The 24,617-nt window shown below is 56.4% G+C and carries 20 protein-coding genes and 2 pseudogenes; 16 read left to right on the top strand and 6 right to left on the bottom strand.

The annotated features are described in order from the left end of the window. Window positions 1–421 precede the first annotated feature (421 nt). Together AAGS40_RS27270 and AAGS40_RS27265 are read left to right on the top strand one after the other, a co-directional pair. Window positions 422–1,066, top strand: a complete 645-nt coding sequence (locus AAGS40_RS27270) for a hypothetical protein (protein WP_345816680.1) — start codon at window positions 422–424, stop codon at window positions 1,064–1,066. 274 nt (window positions 1,067–1,340) lie between these two features. Next, window positions 1,341–1,496, top strand: a complete 156-nt coding sequence (locus AAGS40_RS27265) for a hypothetical protein (RefSeq protein ID WP_345816679.1) — start codon at window positions 1,341–1,343, stop codon at window positions 1,494–1,496. 31 nt (window positions 1,497–1,527) lie between these two features. On the opposite strand, the gene AAGS40_RS27260 is transcribed toward AAGS40_RS27265, so the two are convergent. From AAGS40_RS27260 to AAGS40_RS27245, 4 genes are all read right to left on the bottom strand, one after another. Then, window positions 1,528–2,994 carry an ATP-binding domain-containing protein gene (locus tag AAGS40_RS27260; protein ID WP_345816678.1) on the bottom strand — a complete coding sequence of 489 codons (1,467 nt, stop codon included), beginning with the start codon at window positions 2,992–2,994 and terminating at the stop codon, window positions 1,528–1,530. Window positions 2,995–3,353: 359 nt separating this feature from the next. Next, entirely contained in the window at window positions 3,354–3,836 is a 483-nt protein-coding gene (locus AAGS40_RS27255; RefSeq protein ID WP_345816677.1) for a hypothetical protein, read from the bottom strand. 395 nt (window positions 3,837–4,231) lie between these two features. Further along, complete coding sequence (locus AAGS40_RS27250; protein ID WP_345816676.1) at window positions 4,232–4,510, bottom strand: HU family DNA-binding protein; 279 nt, start codon at window positions 4,508–4,510, stop codon at window positions 4,232–4,234. A 684-nt stretch (window positions 4,511–5,194) separates the two neighbouring features. Continuing rightward, the gene (locus AAGS40_RS27245; protein ID WP_345816675.1) at window positions 5,195–6,004 is read right to left on the bottom strand and encodes a hypothetical protein; all 810 of its coding nucleotides are present in this window, start codon (window positions 6,002–6,004) and stop codon (window positions 5,195–5,197) included. A 202-nt stretch (window positions 6,005–6,206) separates the two neighbouring features. Between AAGS40_RS27245 and AAGS40_RS27240 the strand changes: the two are divergent. From AAGS40_RS27240 to AAGS40_RS27190, 11 genes and pseudogenes are all read left to right on the top strand, one after another. After that, a pseudogene (locus AAGS40_RS27240) lies at window positions 6,207–6,999 on the top strand (IS5 family transposase). A gap of 272 nt (window positions 7,000–7,271) precedes the next feature. Continuing rightward, window positions 7,272–8,867 carry a hypothetical protein gene (locus tag AAGS40_RS27235; RefSeq protein ID WP_345816674.1) on the top strand — a complete coding sequence of 532 codons (1,596 nt, stop codon included), beginning with the start codon at window positions 7,272–7,274 and terminating at the stop codon, window positions 8,865–8,867. Window positions 8,868–9,001: 134 nt separating this feature from the next. Next, window positions 9,002–9,967, top strand: coding sequence for a hypothetical protein (locus AAGS40_RS27230; RefSeq protein ID WP_345816673.1), 966 nt, complete (start codon window positions 9,002–9,004; stop codon window positions 9,965–9,967). Between the two features lie 939 nt (window positions 9,968–10,906). Next, window positions 10,907–11,050 (top strand): annotated as a pseudogene (locus tag AAGS40_RS27225) (IS5/IS1182 family transposase); the annotation flags it as partial. 744 nt (window positions 11,051–11,794) lie between these two features. Beyond that, a complete protein-coding gene (locus tag AAGS40_RS27220) occupies window positions 11,795–14,257 on the top strand; it encodes a DegT/DnrJ/EryC1/StrS family aminotransferase (protein ID WP_345816672.1) in 2,463 nt (820 codons plus the stop codon). 208 nt (window positions 14,258–14,465) lie between these two features. Next, window positions 14,466–15,422 carry a TauD/TfdA family dioxygenase gene (locus AAGS40_RS27215; RefSeq protein ID WP_345816671.1) on the top strand — a complete coding sequence of 319 codons (957 nt, stop codon included), beginning with the start codon at window positions 14,466–14,468 and terminating at the stop codon, window positions 15,420–15,422. A 22-nt stretch (window positions 15,423–15,444) separates the two neighbouring features. After that, on the top strand, window positions 15,445–16,047 hold the full coding sequence (locus tag AAGS40_RS27210) for an HAD family hydrolase (RefSeq protein WP_345816670.1): 603 nt from the start codon (window positions 15,445–15,447) through the stop codon (window positions 16,045–16,047). A gap of 275 nt (window positions 16,048–16,322) precedes the next feature. Then, window positions 16,323–16,565 carry a hypothetical protein gene (locus tag AAGS40_RS27205; RefSeq protein WP_345816669.1) on the top strand — a complete coding sequence of 81 codons (243 nt, stop codon included), beginning with the start codon at window positions 16,323–16,325 and terminating at the stop codon, window positions 16,563–16,565. A 171-nt stretch (window positions 16,566–16,736) separates the two neighbouring features. After that, a complete protein-coding gene (locus tag AAGS40_RS27200; protein ID WP_345816668.1) occupies window positions 16,737–17,867 on the top strand; it encodes a radical SAM protein in 1,131 nt (376 codons plus the stop codon). Further along, window positions 17,839–18,648, top strand: coding sequence for an alpha/beta hydrolase (locus AAGS40_RS27195; protein WP_345816667.1), 810 nt, complete (start codon window positions 17,839–17,841; stop codon window positions 18,646–18,648). Before AAGS40_RS27200 ends, AAGS40_RS27195 begins: the two co-directional genes overlap by 29 nt. Window positions 18,649–18,942: 294 nt before the next feature. Then, the gene (locus AAGS40_RS27190) at window positions 18,943–20,013 is read left to right on the top strand and encodes an LLM class flavin-dependent oxidoreductase (protein WP_345816666.1); all 1,071 of its coding nucleotides are present in this window, start codon (window positions 18,943–18,945) and stop codon (window positions 20,011–20,013) included. Window positions 20,014–20,484: 471 nt separating this feature from the next. Here AAGS40_RS27190 and AAGS40_RS27185 read toward each other — a convergent pair whose 3' ends face one another. Together AAGS40_RS27185 and AAGS40_RS27180 are read right to left on the bottom strand one after the other, a co-directional pair. Then, the gene (locus tag AAGS40_RS27185) at window positions 20,485–21,003 is read right to left on the bottom strand and encodes a hypothetical protein (protein WP_345816665.1); all 519 of its coding nucleotides are present in this window, start codon (window positions 21,001–21,003) and stop codon (window positions 20,485–20,487) included. An 80-nt stretch (window positions 21,004–21,083) separates the two neighbouring features. Further along, entirely contained in the window at window positions 21,084–21,962 is an 879-nt protein-coding gene (locus AAGS40_RS27180; RefSeq protein ID WP_345816664.1) for an NmrA/HSCARG family protein, read from the bottom strand. Between the two features lie 121 nt (window positions 21,963–22,083). On the opposite strand from AAGS40_RS27180, the gene AAGS40_RS27175 reads away from it, so the two are divergent. The 3 genes from AAGS40_RS27175 to AAGS40_RS27165 all read left to right on the top strand — a co-directional run bounded on the left by AAGS40_RS27175 (window position 22,084) and on the right by AAGS40_RS27165 (window position 24,554). Then, a complete protein-coding gene (locus tag AAGS40_RS27175) occupies window positions 22,084–22,971 on the top strand; it encodes a LysR family transcriptional regulator (RefSeq protein ID WP_345816663.1) in 888 nt (295 codons plus the stop codon). Between the two features lie 883 nt (window positions 22,972–23,854). Continuing rightward, window positions 23,855–24,166: a hypothetical protein gene (locus tag AAGS40_RS27170; protein WP_345816662.1), complete on the top strand. Its 312-nt coding sequence runs from the start codon at window positions 23,855–23,857 to the stop codon at window positions 24,164–24,166. A 139-nt stretch (window positions 24,167–24,305) separates the two neighbouring features. Then, the gene (locus AAGS40_RS27165) at window positions 24,306–24,554 is read left to right on the top strand and encodes a hypothetical protein (protein ID WP_345816661.1); all 249 of its coding nucleotides are present in this window, start codon (window positions 24,306–24,308) and stop codon (window positions 24,552–24,554) included. Window positions 24,555–24,617: the final 63 nt, after the last annotated feature.

Raw genomic sequence — 24,617 nt, 5'->3', positions numbered from 1 at the left:
GCAAGCATACCGAGACCAGAACACGACGTTTCTGTAAAGCTACTACATCAGTTCAATTGAATGAAACGTATATAGGTTTCCTACGTTTTTCGGGGTTCGCCGATCTCGGCTTGCTCAAGCATTTTCCGCCTTTGCCGTTATACGTGTTGCGCTCTTGCTGAACATTATGGCTTGGGCCACACGGAACAGCTTTGGCTCTTGCGCTTCCTGCTGGCTCCTCTTGCTCTGGGCATGCTGATCGCTTTAGTCAATTCGGTGATTGTTCGAATCAGCCATCACTCGGCGCACCGCAAGCCACGATCGAAATGAGCGTCACGAGCTCAGCGATAGCCCGCAAATTGAGTCGGACGATATACATACCTTGGGCAGCCGCGCACTTCGACGCGCTACAAGATTTGGGCGGCCCGAAACAGGAGAAAATATGGCCAATCGTATGGCGCGCTGGTGGATTCCCTCTTGGAAAACACTCGCTTTCCTGTGCGCGTCGGCGCTCGGATCCTCTATGTTGTTGCTTCTTAATGGATTCGGAAAGCAGCATTATCCCCTCCGCATTCTATATCGCCTGAATGACGCTGCAGTATCCGAATCTCTCGAAGTCAGTGTTGCCGTCACAGTGCTGTTCGTGGCACTGTCGCCTGCCCTCATCGCGTGTGTTCTATCGCTGGGCATACGTACGAGAGCCCTTCAAAAGGTCTGCGCCAAGATCATGATCCAGCCACTCAGGCTGAGCGTTCTCCGAGCCCAGTGGTCTCGCGATAAGCGCATCACTTCGCCAGCCGGCGTCCTCTCGTTTATTTTCCTTCTGGATTTAACGTGCATCAAGGTCGGTGCATCGATTACGTCGACCATCGTCGGCGTCTGCTTTTATCTACTGTTTCAAGGCCAGGCAGCCTACTTACTAACGCTTTTTAGCGTAGCGATAATGTGGGGAATCTGCGTCTTCCCAGCCTTTATTCGCTTCCTCTTCCAGCGCAGCATCGAACACGGGTTCGATACACGGTTGCGTCGCGCCCGACGACTTTTCGTACGCGACCTGCGAGTCCGGAGGGCGCAAAACTTACATTAATATTAGTTCAGCGTCTGAGGGGACTGCATGCCTGCTGAGGAATGCCGTATTGCTTCCGATACCGAGCCACGCGTGCGACGGCCAGCGAAAAGATGGCACTCGCGTCACGCTCCGAATAGCTGCCGCGCCGCGGGAGGCTACCGCCATGCCGGGCGGTCGCCGCTCGGCCTCCTCGACCTACAGCCCACAAGCAAGCGCCTATCGTAGCCTAACGGCGTTAGCGCAATCGCCGTGGAGGTTCACTATGTGGATATGTGATGGCTGCAAGTTGCTCGTGACGCTGGAAGTTGCGGAACCGCAGATTGACGACGACGGCTTCTATTTCACCTGCCCGGTCTGCCACGAGCGCAACGAACTTCGCGCCCTGCCCCGCCTTGATCCAGACGACCCGCTGGATATCGAGCAGATACACAAGGCCAAAAGGCTCTAGGCCGCGCGCCGGTCGAAGGCGAAAACAGAAATTAACGGCCCGGCACCAGCAGGCGCAGCAGATCGTCGCGCAAATCCGAGACGTCCAGCAGATGCCGCGCTCTCGTAAAGGCTACATACAGCAGTCGTAGTTCGTCATCGTCCAACGTCAGCCGGCCGTCGACGTACTTGAAGAGGAAGTCGTTGACCACTTTGACGCGCTTCCATTCGAGACCTTTCGCTCTGTGCACGGTCGAGATCACATAGTCGCTGTTGGCCTCTGAGGACACGCGTTGCGATAGCGCTCGCAGATAGTCGGTTCCGAGCTCGTCAACGATCCTGACGATTGGCAGCAGGTCGGATCCGGCAGCGCTTCTCGCGAAAGACTGTACGTCCTTCCACGACTCGAACAGGGAGAATGCCGCTGGCTTGTAAGCGCGGCGCCCGTCGAGCAGCGCATCTGCACCGTCGGCGTAAGCCACGATCTCCGCGGAGCTCTTACGGATTGACGGCCTATGGCCTGCCTCGATGCCGGCCGCAAGATGCCAGATCGCCGAAACGTTTTTTCGGCACAGGATCGCATCAACGGGAGGAGCCAGCGACGGGTCATCGACGCCTATTGAACCGATCGCGTTTTGTCCGCGGACCGGAGTGCTCTCACCCAGCAAGGCAAGCAGGCGGCTGGCGAGGGTGGCGATAACTGGGCCGAAACGGAACGACTCCGTCAGCGCGTATTCCGGTGCAGAGATCTGCGCCATCGCGTTCACGGCCCCGCGCCATTCGTAGATCTGCTGGTACGGGTCGCCAACGAAAACGGTCTGTGCGTGGGTCTGCTGGTTCAGGAGCCACAGCATCACGCCGTCGCTGTCCTGCGCCTCGTCGAACAGGATAAAGTCAGAGTCAATGCGGGGGACGCTCTGCGCCCACACCTTCAGATAGACGTCGGGAATGATGGCGCTGTGGCCTCGCGGCTGCCTGCTCTCATCCCATAGCCGGGAAACATAGGGGAGAAGACCGTTGCGCAGCCAGTCCGCGGCTCGCGGATCGATCTTTTCGTCGACGGGCACGTGAATGGCGGCCGGGATTTCGTCGGCCGACCGGCAGAACCGGCCTAACCCGTCGACGATCATCCGGCCGATTTCGAACGGCGTGATCTCAACCGCCTTGCCGGTGACAAGTGGCACCTCCAGCGCCGACAGTCCGAATCGGGCTGCAAGATCGTGCGGCGGCTCGGCCGGATACCCTACCCTTGCCGCTAGCTCGGGCGCGACGGACCTGTAGGCAAGCGAGTGCACGGTCGCCGACGAAACGTTCGCGGGGAAGCTGCGGCGCGCATGCTCGGCAATCTCGCGGTTGAAGGCCAGATAGGTGCCACGCTGATGCGACAGACGATCGGCGACCAGGCGAAGCGTTGAAGTCTTGCCCGCGCCGGCATATGCCTTTATCTTTAGCCTGCCGCCCGCCGGTATGGCGTCGAGAATCGCCTGCTGTTCCGTTGTCGGATGGATTGATCGAGCCATTGCGAACAGATGAGCTACTCGTGGAATGGCGGCGGTGGTATGTTGGACACCCGAGTTGTGCCGTCAGGAAGGAATGGGTACGCCACTAGTGCCCCTGCCCGGCGCCAAGCCATAGAAAAGAAAAAAGCGCCACGTCAGTGGCGCTTCTCACGCAATCAAGGTCGGAATCCCGTACGCCCGGCGCCACGGAATCGCTGCCAGCCTACCGATTGGCGGCTGCCTGACTTAGTTGCGATACGAGCGGGCCGATCTGAGGTACCACGCTCACGCCCGCTGCTATAAAACCGGCCAGCAACAGGGCTATTCCGACCGCGAAGATCGGCTCGACGTTACCTTTCTGACGGCGCATATCAATCACCTCACTTTTGCGCTTCATTGAGCGCGACGTTCGCGTGCTCAACGAGCATTAAGACCAATGATAGCAGAGTGAACCCGAGCGTAAATGTGAACGCCTGATAGAACATCAACCGATCCCACAACCGTCGCCCGAACGAAACGCCGTGAGGTGCCGCCGGGAGTGTGCCTCTTACAGGATCGCGCGCCCCCTTTGCCGCAAAGAGGGCTCCGCCGACGATCGCAATGATAAGTCCCATCTGCACGATCCCGGGATTCGGATTCGGCCAGAGCGTGGGGTGCGTGGCGATGTCATATAGCGCAGCGGCACTCCAGCCGACCGCTACGAACCCTAGCTGTCCGTCCCGGTAGGCATCCCATTGCCGCCACTCGGCCGTCCGGTCACTTATGTGGTCAAGCCGCCAGAGGACGAAGTTTGCGATCCATGGCCCCATTGCCGCCACCACGACGTTGACCAGAAACCACCAGAATTCAACATTCCAATCCAAATCACCCCCCGATTACGCGTGTTAGCTGAGCCGTTTCTGTTGGCGGCGCTCGCCCCTCGGCCGAAAGCATTAGGCTAATTTTGACACGCTAGCGCTTCAGTCAAGGAAGCGTTCCCCGGGTGCAGCGGTCGCTCGCGGAAGCATCTTTTCTCTACCGTTGTGCGACGCAGTTTTTTGTCCAAGGGGGCGCCCTGCAACCGCAGAGGACCGCTTTCTTGCCAGTACAGGCTCCGTCGACTTAAAAGCCAGGCGTTAGCTCGTACCAAGACACTGCTCGACATCTCAAACCTGTCGGGGCCTACCTGGCGTCACTCATTGCAACAACGGGGAAAGGCTCCCTCGCAGTCCCGAAAGCGAGCGGCGCCGGCATCAAACGGCGGCGGTGCAGGTTGTGCTCAGGCCCCGTTCACAGCATCCTTAAATGCTTTGCCTGCTGAAAACTTGACCGTCTTCGCCGCCGCGATCTGGATCTCCGCGCCGGTCGACGGATTTCGCCCGACCCGCGCCGCACGCGCGCCCGTCGAAAACGAGCCGAACCCGACCAGCTGGATGGCTTCGCCTTTCGCGACCGTTGTGGTCACCGCCCCCAGTAGCGCATCCAGGATTTCCGCGGTCTTGCCCTTGGCCAGTCCCGTCGTTCCGGCCACCGCGTCGATGAGTTCCTGTTTGTTCATGCTGAGCTTTCCCCTTCTGCTGTTGTGAAAGCCCGCCACCCTATCGCATTCCGCGAGGCTCCGGCAAGGACGCCTTGGTCCTCTGGCCAATGCGCCGTTGCGGTGTCGATTTGTTGTACTACCGGCGCCCGACAGCGGTACCAGCACCATTTTGCGCACGCGCCTCGCTCCCGCAAGCAAATTTGTTACTACCGTTGTGCAACGCACCATTTGTCTCCTTGACACGCGCATAAGGGCGCTGGCGCGTATTCAACGTGAACTAATTTCGTTACCACCGCACAGGCGCGTTGCAACTGAGTTTGTAAAGAAATGCGCGCCAACGGCCGCGAACGGCTGAGAAAGAGCCGAACAGTACGGTAGCTGACTGCTACCGGTCTCCGTCGCGTTGGGCGCTAACCAGCTTGGCCGATGAGGTCGCGTGATCGGCGCAGCCAGCCGCCAGCGGAACGTCGGAGTCGCGAGCCGTCGGTAGGAGTCGCCACCCAATTGGGGTGTCGAACGTTTCGTCCGGCCACGCTCAATGGCCGGTCTTCGGCAAGGAGATCGCAGCCGGCATCGCCTCAACTCGGCCAAGAGGCGACGTCCGATCAACGGCGACCAGTGACTGAAACCCGACGCGTGTCGGACATTCGACTCATTTGTGGTCGGCTGGCAGCGTCGTCCGGCCAGCGGTTTCCGATGCGATTATCGGTTGCGCCCGGTTGACGTCGGGCCACGCTGCCCCCCTGGATTTGCTGCCGCGACCGATACGTTCGACTGCTTGTGATGGGCTTCGATTCGAGCGATGTGTTTCACCAGCATTTCTTGTGCGAAGGACAGTGAACGTTCGATGCGAGACGTCAACGTTCCCCAAGCTTCGTATGGTGGCGGACCCAACTTCTCCAAGTCGAACCGCTGAATACACACTAGCGCGAGAGTAAGGCTCGTATTGCTAAGGTGGAGCATCTGATTGAAGATGTTCACCGGTAATTGCCCTTCCCTCTGCCACCAGTTCGTCACGAAGCTATCTAGCGCATGGAGCGAATCATAAAAGGCAATAAGTGCCGTCGCGTCGTCGCCGGACAATTCGCGGAATTGTGGGGCGCTCGGATACAGTACGGGCATTTCCGGACGGAAATCAGTCTGAAGGTCGTTCGGTTTGGCCGTGTTCTCGACTGAAATATACTCATTTACTGCGGCCATGTAGTTCGGGCACGCTCGTTCGTGAATATACAAAACCCGCTGGACGGTGCGGTTTAGTTCTGTGGCAAAGTATCGCCGCGCGTCGGCTTCTGCCCGGGCTTTTTCTTCGGCTTTCGAACGTCGCGCGTTTAGTTCGTTTATCCATGCCCCTAACAGGGAAGCCCCTGCTCCGAACAAAGCACCTGAAATTATCGCAAGCTTCGTTGGAAGAGCAACGATTCCCACAGTAAAGAGCAGCGCTGCCAACCCCATATGCGGATTCTTTCGAACGAAGTTCAACGTCAATCGCGGAAGCGAGCCAAACTCATCCATCGCTTACTCGGTCGTCAACGATCGTCGGAATATGGAGAGCTTCGCATGCCATTAGTTGCAGTCCTGTTCGAAGACGATTCCGGGTGGGGAACCCAAGCCGCTACTCGTAGCGTACCCCATTTTCTAACCCTAAAAAAATGAACCTTGGGGCAGTTTACTTTCAAAGAACCCTGTTAACCGTTGTTTTGACGACGCAAAGGACATGGCCAAACGCATACTCGACGACGAACTTTGGGCACTCGTCGAACCTTTGCTACAGCCTCCGAAACTCCGGTGGACCCGATTCCCGGGGCGCAAGCCGCTCGACGATCGAGTTGCGCTTACGGGCATTCTCTTCATCTTGCAGACCGGCCTGCGCTGAGACCTGCTGCCACGCGAGATGGGCTGCGGCAGCGGAATGAGCCGCTGGCGCCGCCTGCCGAACTGGCAGGTAGCCGGCGTGTGGGACCGGCTGCGCGAAGTGCTGCTTGCAAGGTTACGTGCAGCCGACCAGATCGACTGGTCTCGCGTCATCGTCGGCTCGCCTTCAATCCGTGCCGTGGGCGCAGGTCAAAAACGGGACCGAATCCCACCGACCGCGCGCGACCTTGTTCAAAGCACCACCTCGTTACAGAAGCGCAGGGTATCCCGCTCGCGGTGATGCTGACCGGCGCCAACCGCCAAGACGTCACCCAGTTGCATGCACTGGTCGACGCCATCCCGCCCATTCGCGGCAAGCCCGGCCGGCCGCTTTCAAAGCCCCGCATCGTTCAGGGTGACCGGGCTACGATCACGACAAGTACCGCCGCTCTCTACACGCAGCCGTTATCGCCACTCAAATCGCCCAACGCGGTGAGCCTCACGGCAGCGGGCTGGGCAAAACCCGCTGGGTCGTCGAACGACCCATCTCGTGGCTTCACAACTTCCGACGACTGCGCATCCGCTTCGAGCGCCTTGCATTTATCCACGAAGCCTTTATGGAACTCACTTGTTGCATCATCTGTTGGCGAAACTAAAGAACTGATTTTGTTAACGCCTCTAAATGGTAAGGAGCTTGGGATAACAGCGCCGTCCGCTGCGCGTTGTCAATCTTGCACCGTACTCTGTAGCGCCTTAATCAAAAGGCACAACGTAGAACTTGGTGCTTCCGTGTGTTGGCGCACAGAGCTGGACTGCCGACGAAAAGAATAATAGGCCGGTCCTTCACGGACACTCTAATAAGCTGGAATTATCTCCGAGCATCTTCGCTTGATTCCGACGGGCCGTTCGAACCTGAAGCGAGATCATTATGAACACTCGAGTCATCGGCAGTTGCGCGATGTCGATCGCGTTTCTTGCTGGCTGCACGGATCTGGTCGTCTCCAGTGCCTCCCCTGACGCCAATGCGGATGGATTTGTGTATTCGCTGCCAATGGGACTTGTTTATATTCAGGCTTCCCGCACCAAGGTGACCCAGGATGATGTCGACAAGGCTAAGAAGGCCGCAGATGACGCGCAAAAGGCAGTCACTCAGGACAATGGCGACATAACCGCCGCAGACGCTGCGAAAGACCCAGACAAGAAAGCCGCGGCGCAAGCCAAACTAAAGCAGGACACCGATACGCAGAAGCAGGCGCAGACTGCACTTACTGCCCTCAAAGTGGGCGATCTGAACGAGACCGTCTCGTTCACATCACTGGGCGTCGTTGCAGACCCGAACGCCCGCTACATCGGCAACCTGAACCATAACTGGACCCGCGACGACAACATGAAGCTGTCGATCGTGAAGGGTCTATTGAACACGTCGACTGTGACGTCCACCGATCAGACGCCCAGTATCATCGTGACGCTCGCGGACACGGCTATTACTCTCGGCACTGGTCTCGTAGGCGCTCCCATCCCGGAGCCAGCTAAAGCGGCCGCAGCCGTGCAGAATTGCGATCCATTTAGCTATGCGTGGGTTTTCGATCCGCGCAACAAGGAGGCCGTCGATCAAGCACGGCAGCAGCTCACCGATGCGGGCGCGAGTTTCAACATTGTAGTGAGTCCCGATCCCGAAGCCCGAAAGATCCCGCCTACACCCGCGTCAACGCAACCGACGCAGATCGCCGGACTTGCCTATCGCGCTGCAATGCCAGTGATAGTCACGATAGTGAAGCCAAAAGCTGATCCGGGCGCACCGGACACACCTTCTAAAGTCGCTCCTACTCCCCCGCATCCGGCAGATCCAGCGGGCGCAAACAATTCCCCGAAGCCCGTTCCGGCACCAGCCCTTGGTGTGGGCGCTATGCCCAATCCAAAGGTACAGCCTGGTGTCAATCCGCACGCACCGGCAAAACCGATTGCGAACAATGACGCAAAGAAGGACGCGAACGCGAAGGCACCGAATGGAGTCGCTGGAACGTGCACACTTGTGTCGTCACCACCTGCACAGGCGTGGCAGATCATCGTGCCTGATTCCACCACGCAATACGTTGCGACGTCGAAAGCGGGAGCGTTCACAACTACAACGCTGACCTACGGCTTTACCGACGGGATGCTGACCGACTACACCATGCAACGGCCAAGTGAAGTCGCGGCAATTGCAGGGATACCTGTGCGGATAGCAAACGACATCATGACAATTCCGACCCAGTTGCTCCAGATGCGCGTCAACTACGACACAGCGTCCGTTGCGCGGATAAATGGTGATGTAGCCGTCAAGTCCGCGCAGATCCAGCAGGCGGCAACGCTCGCCAACGCTGAGACCGCCGTTGTCAATGCACAAACAGCTCTCTCGTCAGCGCGCATTGGGTCGTCCACCTCAATCGCCAATGCCCAGACGGGGCTTGTGAATGCGCTTGAACAGCTTCGCGCGGCTCGAGCGAGTGCGGCCTCAAACACATCTGCAGCGACGTCGCCGTAGCAAGTTCAACGACGAACTCGCGTCGCCAAAGCTGTGCGTACTGAAGGTCGCGGAAATAGGACCGTCTTTTTCCATTCGCTCCTTTTAGCACTACGCGCCCCTCATCGTCTGTCGTTTAACCGGAGGATGCTGCGATGACCGGACTGCCCCTACCCCCGACAACCGCCACCATCCGTGACGACGTTCCCGGCGCGAAAAAACGCGAACTCACTGCCCCCATGGCTGCGAGCCGGCCTAGCGTGGAGTTCCAGAAGGCATTCCTGCGAAGCAAGGAACATATATTGAACACGCATTCAACGCTTGGGGCGCCTCAACGGCAGCGCTACTTATCCCTAATGTCGCACAGTTTCGCGAACTCGCTCGATGGTGCCAGCCCGGGACAGATCCGACCCGTCCCCGGGGGTGTCGGCTATGGCACCTTCTATGATCCGGACTATAAGACGGAATTTGCGACAGGCGCTGAAATCATCTGGAACGCCGTGAGCCCCGCCACGATGGGCGGCGCGTCGACGACTTACCTTTATATCACCGCGACAAATCGATCGTCGTACGGTGTCGAGGCGCTAGTTTTATACGACGGCACCGGGCAGTTCTCGTTTTCAATTTTCGACTGGTCTATTTCGGCCGGAACGGATGCCAACGGCAATGACGTTCGTTGGGTCAAAACCATGAGTTTTGGCGAAGTGGCCGGCAAATTTCAGCTCCAGCAGACCGTGGGTGGAGCGTCTTTGGCAATTCTGCCGATCTGCAACAGCACAAAAAAAATCAGTGATGGCCAGTGGAGAAATGAGGTTTTCCTTTACGACAAGTCCCTAAATAACTGGGCTTCAATGTACTCGCATGATTACGCCGCGACGGATGACGACCAACGGAGTGGCTGGGTGGGTTCATGGGGCCCGATCATCGAGACGTTCGACACGGCTTACCACAATACCAATCCGCTCGGCGCGTGGAACGTGCAGACGCGCTCAGCCGATGCAAATGGCGTGTGGTCCCAGTGGTACAACCTGGGACCAGGGCAGGCTTCGCTGCGGGTTGACGGTGTTGGCTTCCAGGCAACAACGCTCGATCCCTACTACGACTGGATTGTGAGCAGCTAATACACACCATCAGCCCCGCCAGTCTCATAGCCCTATGGTCGCACAACTTAGAAGTTAGCTCGCGCTGCTGCGCGAAAAGCTGCTTGCCATGCGCCTGATGCCTGTCGGAGCACTGATGCACTATCGCAAGGGGCAGCTCGCGCGTGCCAGCGGCCGAAGTCCAGCGATCAACCGCCGTTCTGTGAGATATGCTCGCTGGCCGCTTCGGGTCGGGAGTACTCACTGGCAACTGGCCGCTTCCGGGAAGCGGATTTTCAGTGGCCGCTTTCCGGTGTCGAATCTGGAGAGCGAACTGACGCAACCCGACCCGCAGCCGCCGGTCGAGTCGTCCGAGCTTCAACGGCGCGTATCAGAGTGGTGCGGTCATCCACGCCGACTTCTCGGGGACGCGGCGGCCATAGCCGCCGTTCGCGCGCCCCCCGGCCCGCACCGGCTACGTTCGGCTTTGCTGACGTCGATAGCGCACCTAATTCGAGGAAAGCCCAACGGTCATTAGTCACCTATACCAGATAGAGACGATGTTCGACTCTACATCCGAATGCACGGCCGTCCACCTCCGGTTCGAGCGACTATTTTTGGGCAGCAGCGACTATCGCGGCATAAGCAACACTGCCTCGCAAACATCGACAGGTATGCCGTCGTGACGAGCACTTTCATAGGGACGTCCATAGCTTGGACGACGCCGAATATTCCAAGACGACGCTGCATTGAGCATAGGCCAAGCGTCCGACAATGTTCCCTCGTGTATTGGTACAGCTTGGCGCTCTGTCGCACATACATCATAGTGATCGCGAATCGCTCGGAACGGGTGCTCCCATGCCTGCTCCGCAGGCTGCTGGCGATGCCCCTGTTGAACATACGTTATAGTCGAGTGCGCGTTCGATTTCAGTCTGTCCGGCTATTCGTGACCCACGACACGCGCATGCAAGAGGTGATGTGATTCGCAAACGCTGCCATGAGTTTGTATTGGTTTGCGGGCGGTTGTATCTGTTCTCAGATGCATCGGTTGCCGTCGACGGTAGCAAATTCAAGACGGTCAACAACCGCAACAAGAACTTCACCGTTCGCAAACTCCAAGCACGCACGGAGCAACGCGCCGAATGATTTCTTCTTCAACAGACAGCAACGGACGAAATCGATGACAGGTTGGACCGGCAGCAGGACAGTTCGATATGCATTCGCCATGCGCAGGTGCAATGCGGCCGTCCGGATGTAGCCCCGCCGAGCAGTAAGCATTCTGACCAGAGACGACAGCGCTCACAGTGCCGATCCAAGGTACGCCATGGATTCCGTGGCTATCGACTGTTCGCATCGACTGTTCGCTGCAGCTTGCGCAAAAAGATTCACAACGTCCGATTGCCTGGTGAGAGGTATAGGGGAATATCCAACAGGGATTGGCGATTCCAATAAACCTGAGGGTTGCCGCCTCCTTTTGCTTTGGTGACGAGAGAACATCTCTTGACGAGATTCCGGTTGGGCACAATGTCCATCATGAGCGCTCGCTTGCCGAGGTAACCGGCCCCAAACTCCGAAAAAGGCTTCCACGTCATACGCGATTGTCCAGCATACCGGTCCGGACGGCGCTGTGGCTCTGAAGTTAAAGGCGGCCGTAAGTTTCGGAGTGGCGCTGGACAGTCTGCGACCGTAACAACTTACCTTGATTGCACTTAAATAGACTGCTACAACTACTAGGGTCTTGGGTAGTTCAGCGAAGCTGACCGCGGGTAAGGCGTAAAGGCAAACGCGGTAGACATTAGCGATGTTGCTTTCGATTTCGGTTTGAAGTGCGCTTCGTCCGGGTACCAAACGCTATCGTCTGACTAATTCATGAAAGAGGAAAATTCTCAATTCGTAAAGGCGTCCGTCCACTGCAGCGCATTTGCCATTAACCGTAACCGAGCAAACGGGGAGCAGCCTGTGACGTACTCAAGAATTAAGAACATTGTGATGCTGGGATGCGGAGGCTTCGTCGGCAGCCATCTTCTAGATCGGCTACTCCCGCGAGAAGATGTAGTGGTGGAAGGATGGGATCCTGACGTCCGCAAGATCGAAATGCATCTCCATAATCCGCGCTTCCGGCTACATCGGACCAGTTGCAACGATCCGTGCGACTCGCACATCCTCGAAGCGGCAATCGAAAAGGCCGATGCCGTCTTGAACCTTGCCGCGATCTGCAATCCTTCCGAATACAACACACGGCCTATTGACGTCATTCGTGCCAATCTGTTCGATGTATACCCTACTATCGACCTTTGTGCGAAGCATAATCGATGGCTGATACACTTTTCTACGAGCGAGGTCTACGGCCGAACCGTCAGCAGTTACTTAGATGGAAATCAATACGCTGACCCCGACCTCTATGAACTGCGCGAGGACGAGAGTCCGTTGATAATGGGGCCAATTGCCAGCCAGCGGTGGACTTATGCGTGTGCAAAGCAGCTCATAGAGCGCTTCATCTATGCACATCACCGTGAGCACGGCATGCCATTCACCGTGATTCGGCCATTCAATTTTTTCGGGCCGAGGATGGACTACGTTCCGGGGCGCGATGGCGAAGGAGTACCCCGAGTTCTCGCATGCTTTATGGCGGCCCTTTTGAATCGCACGCCGATGCAATTAGTCGATGGTGGCCAAGCGAGGCGTACGCTTGTCGCCGTCGAAGAGGCCGCCGCCGCTGTGGAGTTGATGCTCGACAGACCGGAGAGGGCCCGCAATCAGATCTTCAATATCGGCAATAGCCGCAACGAAGTAACGATCGCAGAACTCGCTACCCTTATGCGGAGCACTTACGCGGAAATCACTCGTGACGTGTCCTATAACGACCACCCGATCGAAAATGTAAGTGGATTTGAATTCTATGGAGCCGGCTACGAAGATTGCGACCGACGAATGCCTCAGCTGAGCAAGGCAGATGAACTCTTGGGATGGAAACCAAGCAGATCTGTCAAGGAAATACTGCTGCACACGATGCGCGACTATCACGAGCACTACGCATGTACAGAAGTTCATGCGCCACCCCAAGATTGCAGAGCACGGCGTTCAGGTAGTCCCGATAAAGCGGACGCACAATCGGAAGGGCGCGACTTGCCAATCAGTTTGCCAAACGATGGCGATAGCAGCGGTCGCACATATGGAGCGCCTGAACTGGACAATCTGCGTGCAGTGCTTGAGTCCGGCACTTTGACGGTATCGTCTGGACGTTTTGCCAAGGCATTCGAGATTGCCGCGTCTGGGCGGCTAGGCCTTGAGCATGTGATCGCTTGCAATTCCGGCACCGCGGCGGTGCACGTTGCCGTCGCGGCACTCAACCCTGAGCCCGGAAGCGAGTTCATTGTCAGCCCCTTGACGGACTTTGGTGGAATCGCGCCTATCCTCTGGCAGGGTTCAATCCCTGTCTTTGCCGATTTGGACGCGTCAACGTATCAAATGACGGCGCAGACTGTGGCGCAATGCATCAGCGATCGGACTGCTGGAATCATCGTAACTCACATGTTCGGAGCGCCTGCTCCGGTTGATGCGATTGTGAGCCTAGCAAACCGTCATCGAATCCCAGTTATTGAGGATTGCTCACAATCGTATCTTGCAACTCTGCACGGCCGGCTCGTCGGAACCTATGGAGACATCGCTACGTTTAGCATGCAGCAGACGAAGCACATGAGCACTGGCGAAGGGGGCTTCGTCGCGACAGCGGATATGACATTAGCCCGGCGTATGCGCCAATTCATTAATAAAGCACGCGACTATTCCGATCCGGTTCCGGATCATCATTTTCTCGCCATGAACTATCGCATGACCGAACTCGAAGCCGCAGTAGCGTTAGCTCAACTCGATCGCCTAGAGCGTTTCGTTGAAAATAGGAGAATTTCGGCCGCACGTCTTGACCAGGCACTGACTTCTAGCTGCTGCTTCGCGCGCGCGACGGACGTCGATGGAGCGAGACATGCGTTCTGGCGTTATCCGCTCGTGATCCCAACCAATGCGAATGGGCTCAGTGTCAACGAGGTAGCTCGGGGACTTGTCCTCAAGGGGATTCCAAGTTCTCCGCATTACAAACCGCCCGCTTACGAGTGGTCGATGATGCGCGAGCGTCGCACCTTTGGTTCCAGTCAATATCCCTTTGGCCTCGCTAGAGCTGAAGCACTGGTATATAGTCCCGACAGATTCCCGGGCGTAGTTACTGGCTTGTCACGCGTGCTCGTGTTGCCATGGAATGAGCGGCTTGAGGCAGACCATGTTGACAGAATTATTGGAGCCTTGTTTGAACTAGAGGCGGGTGCACGCCGTGTCTAGTTCATCAAGCTCGATCGTTAGAACCCATTCCGTCGCGCTCCGGTTCAAATCGTGTCCGCTTCGTATGGAAATTGTACACACCTGCGTTACGTCTTCACTATGACGATCCGCAGGCTTTGCTGCAACTTCGCTAAGCCAAGGGATTTCTATATTTGCTTGTCATGGCAGTTACGCCGTTGGTGACAGGAGAGACGGAGGTTGAGCCATCATGCAGCAAACCGCATTCGAGACGACTACTAGACCGTTACCCGAGACGTTGATCGTTGAAACACGTCTCGATCTCCCAGACGTCGCCGTCGCTCACACACTCATGAAGCGTGGTTCCGATCTGAATTCACCGGACGGACGCGCTGCGCTGCGTTGGCACTTGCAAGAGGCGCTCCCACGATGGGCGCAGTGCGCTGAAGCAATCCTGCGTCGCCTAGCGAAGCCACCGCATTTCTGTGTTGTCCGCTCGTTCCCCTGGGTTGATCTTTCGCCTGGACAATACCATGCGACCATCACCGCACTCGTATCGTTGCTAGGCGACATTTCCAACGACAACGCCTACGGCAGCAAAACCGTGGCCGACGATGTAAGACCGATAGACCCACTGAGTTCGGATGTTACATACAGCTTTGACTGCGAAGTGCACGCAGACGAAAGCTCCAAACCTAAACCGGAGGACATCGTCACGCTCTGGTGTGTCCGACAGGCCAATAGGGGCGGGACAAGCTTTGTCTGGAGCGTGGCAGAGGTACTCGGACAATTGCGGTCTATGCCAGATGGTCTCAATACCGAGCAGATGCTTCGTGACCACCTGTTTCCATTTGGCGGCAAGCTTCGGCGGCCTGTACGCGTCCTGCTGGCCCCTATCGTTTTCGGGCGGGCAGGGATTAGATTTCGGCTAGGCGCTATCCTTGATGCTTTCGACGTACTGAGTCGCTCGCCAAGCATCGAAGAGGAGTCTGCGATAGCGGGTCTGCTGGAGGCGATCCGGCGGACGCCGGCCTATGAATTCAATCTCGAACGAGGCGAAGTCTCCTGCATGATGAACCGTATGACCCTGCATTCCAGGGCAACATTTTCTGACGAGAGTCGCTGGCTTATCAGGTGTCGTCTGAACAATGCAGCCTACTCGAACACTTGTGAGGACCGTGATGCACGTTGGATTGAACTGCCCTGAAGAGAGTAATAGGCGATCGTTGATGCCGGGCGCGCTTTTGCTCGACTTCGACGGCGTTCTAGTCCAGACACAAGAGGCGTGGCTGAATACGATGAATGCAGTCGCCCAGCAACGGGGGACGCCGCCCATTGATCGCGCGCACTTCCTTGAAACGTGGGGGCAATCGGTCGAAGCGGACGCGGCCCTTTTCTTTCAAGGTGCCAATCCCGCCGAGATCGGTCGACAATATACGGATGTTTTTGCTGAATTCGTTGGTCTGGTGAGGATCGAACCACACGCGAAGCATCTGTTCGACTCATGCCGGCAATCGGGTCTACCAACAGCCATAGTTACCAATGCTCCCCTAGAGCTTGTCGACACTCTTGCCCATCATTTTGGTCTCAAGCCGATTGCGATGTGCGCACCTTCCAAAGGTGTCGGTCCGAAACCTGCTCCAGATCTTCTTATAAAAGCCTGTGACAAAACGGGCGTTGACTGCTGCAAAGCATGGTTTGTGGGCGATACCTCCAACGACAGGGCCGCGGCGAAGGCCGCGTGTACACATTTCGTCGGGTACGGCACGCCGGGCGATAGTCGCATATCTACGCTTGCCGAACTTATCGATCAACTTTTTCATGGACAGTAAGGCCTAAACACGATGGACGGTAACATGACACTTCACAGTTTGACTGTCCCAAAACCATCTGGCTCAATGAAAAGGTTTGTGTGACAGCCATGTATTTTATTTTGGCGGGGCGTGCGTCCATATAGCGACCGCTCTGATGAGGGTTCCATGCTGAAGATCCCCTGCTGAAGAAGTGCTGATAGGTTCAGGGGGAAATCAGCGTGGTTGTGTCCAGCGCGGGATGATTCGTTGCTACCTGCGCTGATTCATTTTTGCAGTGAAACAGGAGGCATTCAATGATTCCGGCGACAGTTAGAGAATTCGATGGCGAGCATACCAAGGGGCAGTTTGAAGATCTGGTCAACAAGATGTCGGTGGCGGAACTGGAGTCTATTAGTGTTCAAGATATCAGCAGTCTGGAGAGCAACGTTTTGAAAGATGTCTTGAACGACGCCGTGAGCAGCTGTTTGCGCAGGCATCACGGAGGCACCTATACGTCGCCCGCAAAAATTTCTGTCGGTGAGTTGAACAAGACTTGACGCCGGGATCAATCGATCAGATCAGTGGCGTGTTCCCCGGCACTTATTACTGCGGCCGGGGAAACAGGGGGCGGTTTAACCAGTGTACGACCACCCGACTCGGTCGCATCAACAGCGCAGGTCGCGGGTCAACGTGACGCAATATCGCTGCGAAGCTAAGAAGCCCAATCTATGTCCATCACAACTTACGTCTGGAAGATCGCGAGCCGCTGCAATCTGAATTGCCGCTATTGTTACGTTTACCATGCCGCCGATACCTCGTGGCGGGGCCAACCTGGCTACATGACCTTGGGCGTTGCCGAAGCTGCAGCGAGGAAAATCAGGCTGCACTGTGAATCGCGCGGGATTCGATCAATTAACATTAACTTTCACGGGGGTGAACCACTACTTGCCGGCATGTCGAGGCTACAACTATACATTGAAGCGATCCGTAAAGCGTTTAACGAAAGCAGCATCGAAGTGAACTCCTCGATTCAATCCAATGGGCTGCTACTTGATAACGCGACATGCAAATGGCTAGCAACCAATGCTATTGGGCTCTACTTGAGCGTAGATGGACCGCCGCAACTCAACGATCGGTGGCGCCTCGATCAACTGGGACGACCTACAGGTCAGAAACTCGAGGAGCGCATACGAGCGCTGATTGCGTCGGAGTATCGCAGCATATTCCAGGGATTTCTTGTTGTAGTTGATCCATCTTTTTCAGCACGCGCGGTGTTTGACTATATTGCGCAGTTCAATCCCCCCGCTGTTGATTTTCTTTTTCCACTTCTCAATCATGACACGTGGGACGGCCGCGAATACGGACAATGGCTCATCGAATGCTTTGACTACTGGTTTGATGGCAACTCCGGAATTCGAGCGCGAACTTTCGAGCAATACATCGTTCGGTTACTGTTGCCTGACAATTCCGATGAGGCGGCCCCGATTGACGCCTTGGTGATTGAAACGGACGGCTCATATGAGCTCGATGATACATTGAAGACTGCCTACAGCGGCGCGACCAAGCTCGGCCTTAATGTTGTCGATCATTCAGTGAAGGAGGTAATTGAAAGTGCCGTGTTCCGGGACTCCTGTGAGCGCTTTCGGCCGGCCAAGCAATGTGAGGCGTGCCAGTTTTTCACGGCTTGCCGGGGGGGGCATATTTCCCAGCGCTATTCCTGCGATCGCGGATTCGACAACGTGAATGTCTACTGCGAAGAATTCAAAACCCTCATTTCTCACATTTCGAAGCGGCTTAATCGGCAGCTTGCGACTTTCTCGCGCACGAAGCATGCGGAACAGCCTCGGATTGACGCCTGAATGTCAGGTGATTCCCCTTTGGGGAAGCCTTAAGGGTTCGCTGCCCTTCGGCACAGGACGGTTGGAACTTTTTGCTCCGACGACACCCCGCGCAGCGAGGAACCCCGCTGTCATTGTGGTGCCTGGCGGTGGCTACAAAGTCGTCGCCCCGCAAGAATGCACACCGGTTGCACTTGTACTCAGAGAGCATGGTTTCCACGTAGGCATCCTGTATTACCGGACAACTCCTCACGCTTTTCCTCACGCGTTCAACGATCTCACGCGAGCAGTTCGTCTTTTACGCAATAATGCCGACGGGTTCGGAATTGATGGTGCCCGAATCGGTCTCATTGGGTTTAGCGCGGGCGGACATTTGGCCGGCCTCGTATCATTCGCCCCCAATCTCCACACCGATCTCGATGATGATCTCGTCGACGCAGTGTCGGCGCGCCCGAACAGGCTCATGTTGGTCTACGCGCTAGTTCGCCTGAGTCCGCCGACGCACGAAGAATCGGTGCGGAATTTTCTCGGCGCCAGCCAGGCCGACCTGCGTACTAGGCGTCAGTTTGACCTCGAACGTTTGCTTGATTCGCAATCGCCGCCCTTTCATCTGACTCACGCAATCGACGACGACGTTATACCGATTTCTGGGGCGCTCGCACTTGCCGATAGGGCGCGCGACCTCGGCGTTCCTTTCGATTGGAACATCATGCACCACGGAGGGCACGGCTTTACATTACGTGCAGGCTTGACAAGTACTGATTGGCCAAAATCGCTGCTCGATTTTCTCGGCGCGCTATAAAACTTTTCAGCTGAAATAGCGGCTAAAGCGGTACAGCCAAGATATGGTTTTTGCGACCTGTAATAATTTATAGAAAGTTATGCACCCTCTACATTTGAGACGGCACCTAAGTGAACGTCCTCTTAGAACGCGTTCTTCGTGAAGATGCATCCTTACGGCTCGATGGATCGTTGGGCCAATGAAGTAGTATTTTTTAAATGTGGAACTAAGGGCGGCAATCGATGATCAAGTGGTATAAAGTGCTACAAGGCACGGGCCGCCTTACCCGCCTCACCCTCTCACGGAGTCGTCATCATGAAATTTGGAGCGGGACTAGCTCTCATGAACGGAGGCGGCCGACCCGATTACGAAGTCTATCGCAGCGCGTTGGAGTTGGGCCTCGAAGTTGAAACTCTGGGTTTCGATTCTATTTGGACAGTAGAACATCATTTTACAGGGCATTCTCCCGTTCCCAACGCACTGCAGATGTTGAGTTATATCGCAGCTAAAACCGACAAACTTCTTCTAGGAACTGCCGTAATCGTACTTCCATGGCACCACCCGGTTCGGGTTGCGGAGGAAATTGCCGCGCTTGATGTTCTTTCTGGCGGGCGCACGCTGCTTGGATTTGGGCGCGGTACTAGCGCAGGCGAATACAACGGGTTCCAGATTCCAATGGAACAATCGCGGGAGCGCTTTGCTGAAGCCGTTCGGATTATCAGACTGGGACTCTCGCAGCCGCGTTTTTCTTACAATGGAACTTTTTTTCAAATCCCGGAAATCGCTGTGCGTCCCCGGCCGATATCAAATCCGGAGCAAAGGATGTATGGTGCAGCGACGAGTCCCGAGTCGACCGACCTAATGGCGGAGCTTGGGCTAGGGCTTTTGATTTCGCCGGACAGAGATCTCGAACAAGGGCGCAAGCAAATACGCGGATACCACGAAATACTTCATCGTTCGTCGAAACCACTTGTCACCCCCCCCCCGGCGTGTCACCTTTACGTATCGGTGGCGACAACACTGGAGAATGCACGGGCCAGAGCCGAGCGTCACATGCGTCCGATGATCGCGATGCTTGATCGGCATTACGGTGTTTCCAAGCGAAGTCTTGCGGGCGTGAAAAGCTATGAACGTTATGCCGCTGACGGTTCGTCGGGATCGTTGTGGGAAGTGTCCCAACGAGATACGCTCGTGCGCGCTTTCATGGACCGTCATTTAGTCGGTACGCCGCATCAATGCATTGTTCGCCTTCGAGAGATGCAAGAGGAGCTTGGGGTAGAACATTTCATTGGAGAGTTCAGCTATGGGGACATGCCGCAGGCAGAATGCTGGGAAAACATGAAACTATTCGCGAATACAGTCCTGCCGGCCCTAAACGGGCCATGAGTCGATCGATAGGTCACCTGAAATGGATTTATCTTGATGAAGATGCCTACGTGCCCCGCCGAGGGAAAGTGAGGGCGGGAAAGTCGGCGCACTGGACGAAGTATTCCATCGCCCATAGTCTCACGGGAGCGTAAACTTTTGCTTGCTTGCCGAGTCGAGATATCGCAGTCGATGAAGCAGCAACCGACATTCATGGCCTGTTCCGGGCGAACGTCCGTTTAGCCGGTCTCTATCCGCCGCGCCTATGTCAACTTGCAATGACCGCTTAGCTGAATTTTGCAAGTAGCTCGTCCGTCAGGTTCCGGAGTGATGCAGCCGTTCCAACGGCAGGTTTCCCTGTTCGCTGAACGGCAGGTTGTGGCCGAACTCGGAAGCTCGAGGGCACCCTCCAGCGGCCCGCCCGATCTCGACGCTAACTTCCTTAGTGGACCCGCAGCAGTCACTCAACTTTTCCGAATGCGGGCTTGTAAATCAATTCTCAGTCGAATTGGATAATGATGGCATTCCGAATGGAACGATCAACGCCGCAAGCAGCCAGATAACCGGCCCGCTTACCGTTGGAAAATTCAGGGCTATGATTCCTGAAGTCATTTGCAGGAAGGTAAAGCTGACGTCAGCAATGCCCACCAGAACCACGCCCATGAAGTAAGCCAGCCAGGATGCTCGCTTAAAAAGTAGCCATGAAACGAAAATACCCAGAACTCCGTAGCCTGCAACGTCGATGCAGAAGTTCAGGATCAGGTTTGTGTGCACGTGAGCCGTCGTAGGATCGGTCGGAAATACAAAGGCGCTGAATGGCGCGTTGCTTCCACCGATAAACATTTTCCATTGACCATGCGCGGGGCTGACGAGGTATTGATGGAATCCCTCAAATCCTACCCACAGGTGCAGGATGCCCCAGAGTGCGAAGAGTCCGGCGCCGATTTTCGCGGGGAGTCTCAATTCAAGCTTTCCCTCAGCTTGCCCAGCATGTAGTTCCTCAGTAGCCATAGTCAAAATTCCATTTAGTGAGTATTCCTGGCGGTTTGCCGCACGACCCGTTTGATTTCAGTCCAAGGAAAGTGGCTTGATCAGCTGCGCCACTGAGCGATGGCTTCCGCTGCGAACTCGGCGTATGAACGTGGTGGCCGACCAAGAAGGCGAGCCATTTCCGCGACATCGCTGGACGTTGCGCGCATGCCGTCCTGGACGAAGCGATCGAGCATCAAGCGCAGATCCATGGCCATCCAGCCCGGAGCGTGCTGCCCAATCTGCTTTTCTAAGGGCGATGTATCGTCACCAGCATACTTCACCGTTTTCCCTAGGAGTTCTGACCAAATCGCTGCGATGCTGGTGCCTGTAAGCGCTTGCGGACCGACAACATTAATGATCTGGTGCGGCAGCGGGTCTGTCGCCCGTTCGCGATCAACCAGTGCGCGGGCGGCAACTTGGGCAACGTCGCGCGCATCGACCATCGATACACCTTTCTCGCCGATGGGAAATGGGTAGATGCCGGCTCCGAGAAGCGCATCTTTGAAGAACAACGCGTCGTTCTGCATGAAGCAGTTGGGCCGCAGTATCGTTGCCGGTATGTCGTACTGCTCGATCATTTGCTCGACCGAATACTTTGCGGCGAAGTGCGGAACACTGGTGAACGACTGGCCATTGAAGACGGAAAAGTAGACTACCCGCTGAATCCCGGCTTCCCGCGCCAGGTTCAGCGTCAGTAGCGCTTCAGACAGCTCTTGGGGCGTGACAGCGTTGAGCAGGAAAAGTGTGGTCACCTCCGACAGCGCGTTGCGCATCGCCTCCACGTCAAGCATGTCGCCGCGGACCGGCACAACGCCGTCCGGGAATTTCGCTTTATTAGGATCGCGGGTGAGCGCATGGATTGCGACGCCTTCGCCAGCAAGATGATTGATAAGGTGGGTCCCGATCGTGCCCGTACTGCCTGTGACTAGAATAGTCATACGAACTCCTGTGTTTTTAGTTGCGGCTCGCATAATTACTTGCCTTTTCCTATTATGGGCGTTGTTTTTGTCAGCGATAGAGGCTAGATTTGAGACCGTTCGTCCCAAATATGGAACGGTTGTGGATCTCGATTCTTTGTCCGACTTTGTGCTGGTGGCCACGCATGGCGGCATCGCTCAAGCAAGCCGGGTGAGCGGGCGGCCGAAGGCAAGCTTGTCCCGCAAGGTGATGGAGCTTGAGGCTAGCCTAGGTGTGCGACTGTTTGAGCGCGGTTCGCGGTCGATCCAGCTGACCGATGAAGGGGAAGTGCTTTACACCCGAGCCACTGGTCCGCTTAGCGAAATATCGGAGGTGACGGAATTGCTCCGTGATGGCCGAGCAAAACCACGTGGCCGATTGCGCATCAATGTTCCCCAGGTGTTCGGGCAACTATTGGTCGGCCGGCTCGCTGCTGACTTCACAATCGCTTACCCCGAGGTGGCGCTTGAGATCACGATGGAGGATCGTGAGGTCGATCTCGTAGCGGAGGGTTACGACGTTGTAATACGCATCAATCCCAAACCCGACGTGACTTTAGTGGGGCGCTGCTTCGTTAGGGACCAAGTCCTCATCGTCGCGGCTCCATCTCTTCCTGCTCCCTCGATGACATCCATCACGCAAGAAGAAAAGCCCCTTCCTGTGATCCTCCGGACTTCGGTACGAAACGCAGCTTCCGCCATCTGGAGGATCCCTGCCCCTGACGGTCCGGAAGTGCGAACGCGATCTGTACTTCAGCTTCCCTCGCTTCCAATAATCCGTGATGCGGCGCTTACTGGGATCGGAGCAGCGCGGCTGCCACGAATCCTGGTGGCGGAGGACCTGAAGACCGGGAGGCTTGTTAGCTGGGGACGTGCAGTTGATCATCCGTCTGAACTGTGGGCTCTCCATACGTCAAGCAGACTCGTGAACGCTAAGGTCAAGGCATTTATGCGATTCCTTGAAGTTGCGTTCCCAAACGACTGGCTGTGACCGTCTGTTAAACAACTGGTCCGTGTTGTCCACTGTCCGACGAACTTCATCGATGCACAGCCCAGGTCAACGGACCAGGGGAAGGGGTCACGCAAAGGCCTGCACATCGGTGGTAACGCGCTGCCCTACCCGGCCTTGGCGCCGGTGGTCAAACCCAGCCCGATGTCCACGACCGTCGCTGCCGACTATCGTCTCTTCATTGACTGCGTGAAAGCCCGCCGCGGCTTCTGCAGCGAAGCCGGGAAACTGGCCAGAACGGCCGGCTGGTATCGTCACGCGCTCGCGGTTGCGGACCAGACGCGGCGCAGCCCAGGAACAGACGAATCGGGCGATAAATTTGATCGAAGGGCCGCACGGGGCCGTAGTGGTAACAGAATTACTTGTGTGAGCGCGTGAGCCGCGCTCGCGCAAGCAAATTTGTTACTACCTTGGTGCAACGCACCATTTCTCTCGTTGACGCGCCCGCGAAGGCGCCGGCGCGTATTCAACGTCAACTAATTTCGTTACCACTGCACATTCGCGTTGCAACTAATTTTGTAACGCAATGCGCGCCAACGGCCGCGACGCGGCTGCGAAACAGCCGAACGGCACGGTAGCGCTGCTACTGGTCTCTGTCGGGTCGGGCGCAAACCAGCCGGGCGCCTGCCGATGAGGTCGCGTGATCGGCGGAGCCAGCCGCCAGCGCAACGTCAGAGCCGCGCCGTCGGTACGAATCGCCACTCATTTCGTATGTCCAATGTTTCGTCCGCCCACGCTCAATGGCCGGTCTTCGGCGGGGAGACCGCAGACGGCATTGCCTCTACCCGGCCACTTTGAAACATTCGACAGGGCTGCCCGGATCGTCGACAATCCCTTTCACTGCACTCGAGGAAGAGGGGTAAGAGTGAATCGATTGGGACGTGATGAGCCGCTGCCACCGCAAATCCAGGGTCGCTGGTTGGGTGCTGATGATCCGCTTTCAGAGCTAGTTGTGGATGGAGGCGTAATTACCTGTTTCGGATCGGTTGTGAAGTATGACCACAAGGTCATAATCGAGAAAGACGGGGCTTTGACAGTCAGCCTTGGCGTCAATGATGATTCGCGTATAGACGACTTTCAGCGGGAGAATATCACTGGCCTCGTCATAACGCCCGAAGGTCGCTTCGTTGTCTATAACGTGAAATTCGGGCTGGAATTTGTGCGTCCGACTCCTTGATTGGCCAACGTCCGCGGCGGGTCACTCCGGTACGCAGAGGGGCTGCCGCATCAGGCGCCGGTCGGCCAAGAAGAGTCGTTCGACGACGAAGGGATGCTGGTGGACAATAATTGGATTTCCGGCTCACGAAACTCGGCAAATGATGGCCAATCTGCAATACACCCTTCCGTATGGGATAAACATTTCCATTCAAAACGGGGTGGCAAATATTGAAACTGACCTTCCTCAAATGATCCCGGCCAGGCCAGCGCCAATCGAGGTTGGAAGGTTGGTCGGCGTTGTGGAAGGAATTGAGCAACTCCTGCTATCCCTTGCGCGAGTCGGAGTTGATCTGTCGGCGCCCGAGTTTGCTGAGGCGATTCACGATTGCGTAGCGAACCTGCAATGAACGTCTGCTTTTCAGAAAACTAAGTGTCCGCTTCGGGTCGAAAGTGCGGATTGACGACTGGCC

The organism is Paraburkholderia sp. PREW-6R, from assembly GCF_039621805.1.
Classification (GTDB): Bacteria; Pseudomonadota; Gammaproteobacteria; order Burkholderiales; family Burkholderiaceae; genus Paraburkholderia.
This window is presented reverse-complemented; position numbering and strand designations above follow the sequence as displayed.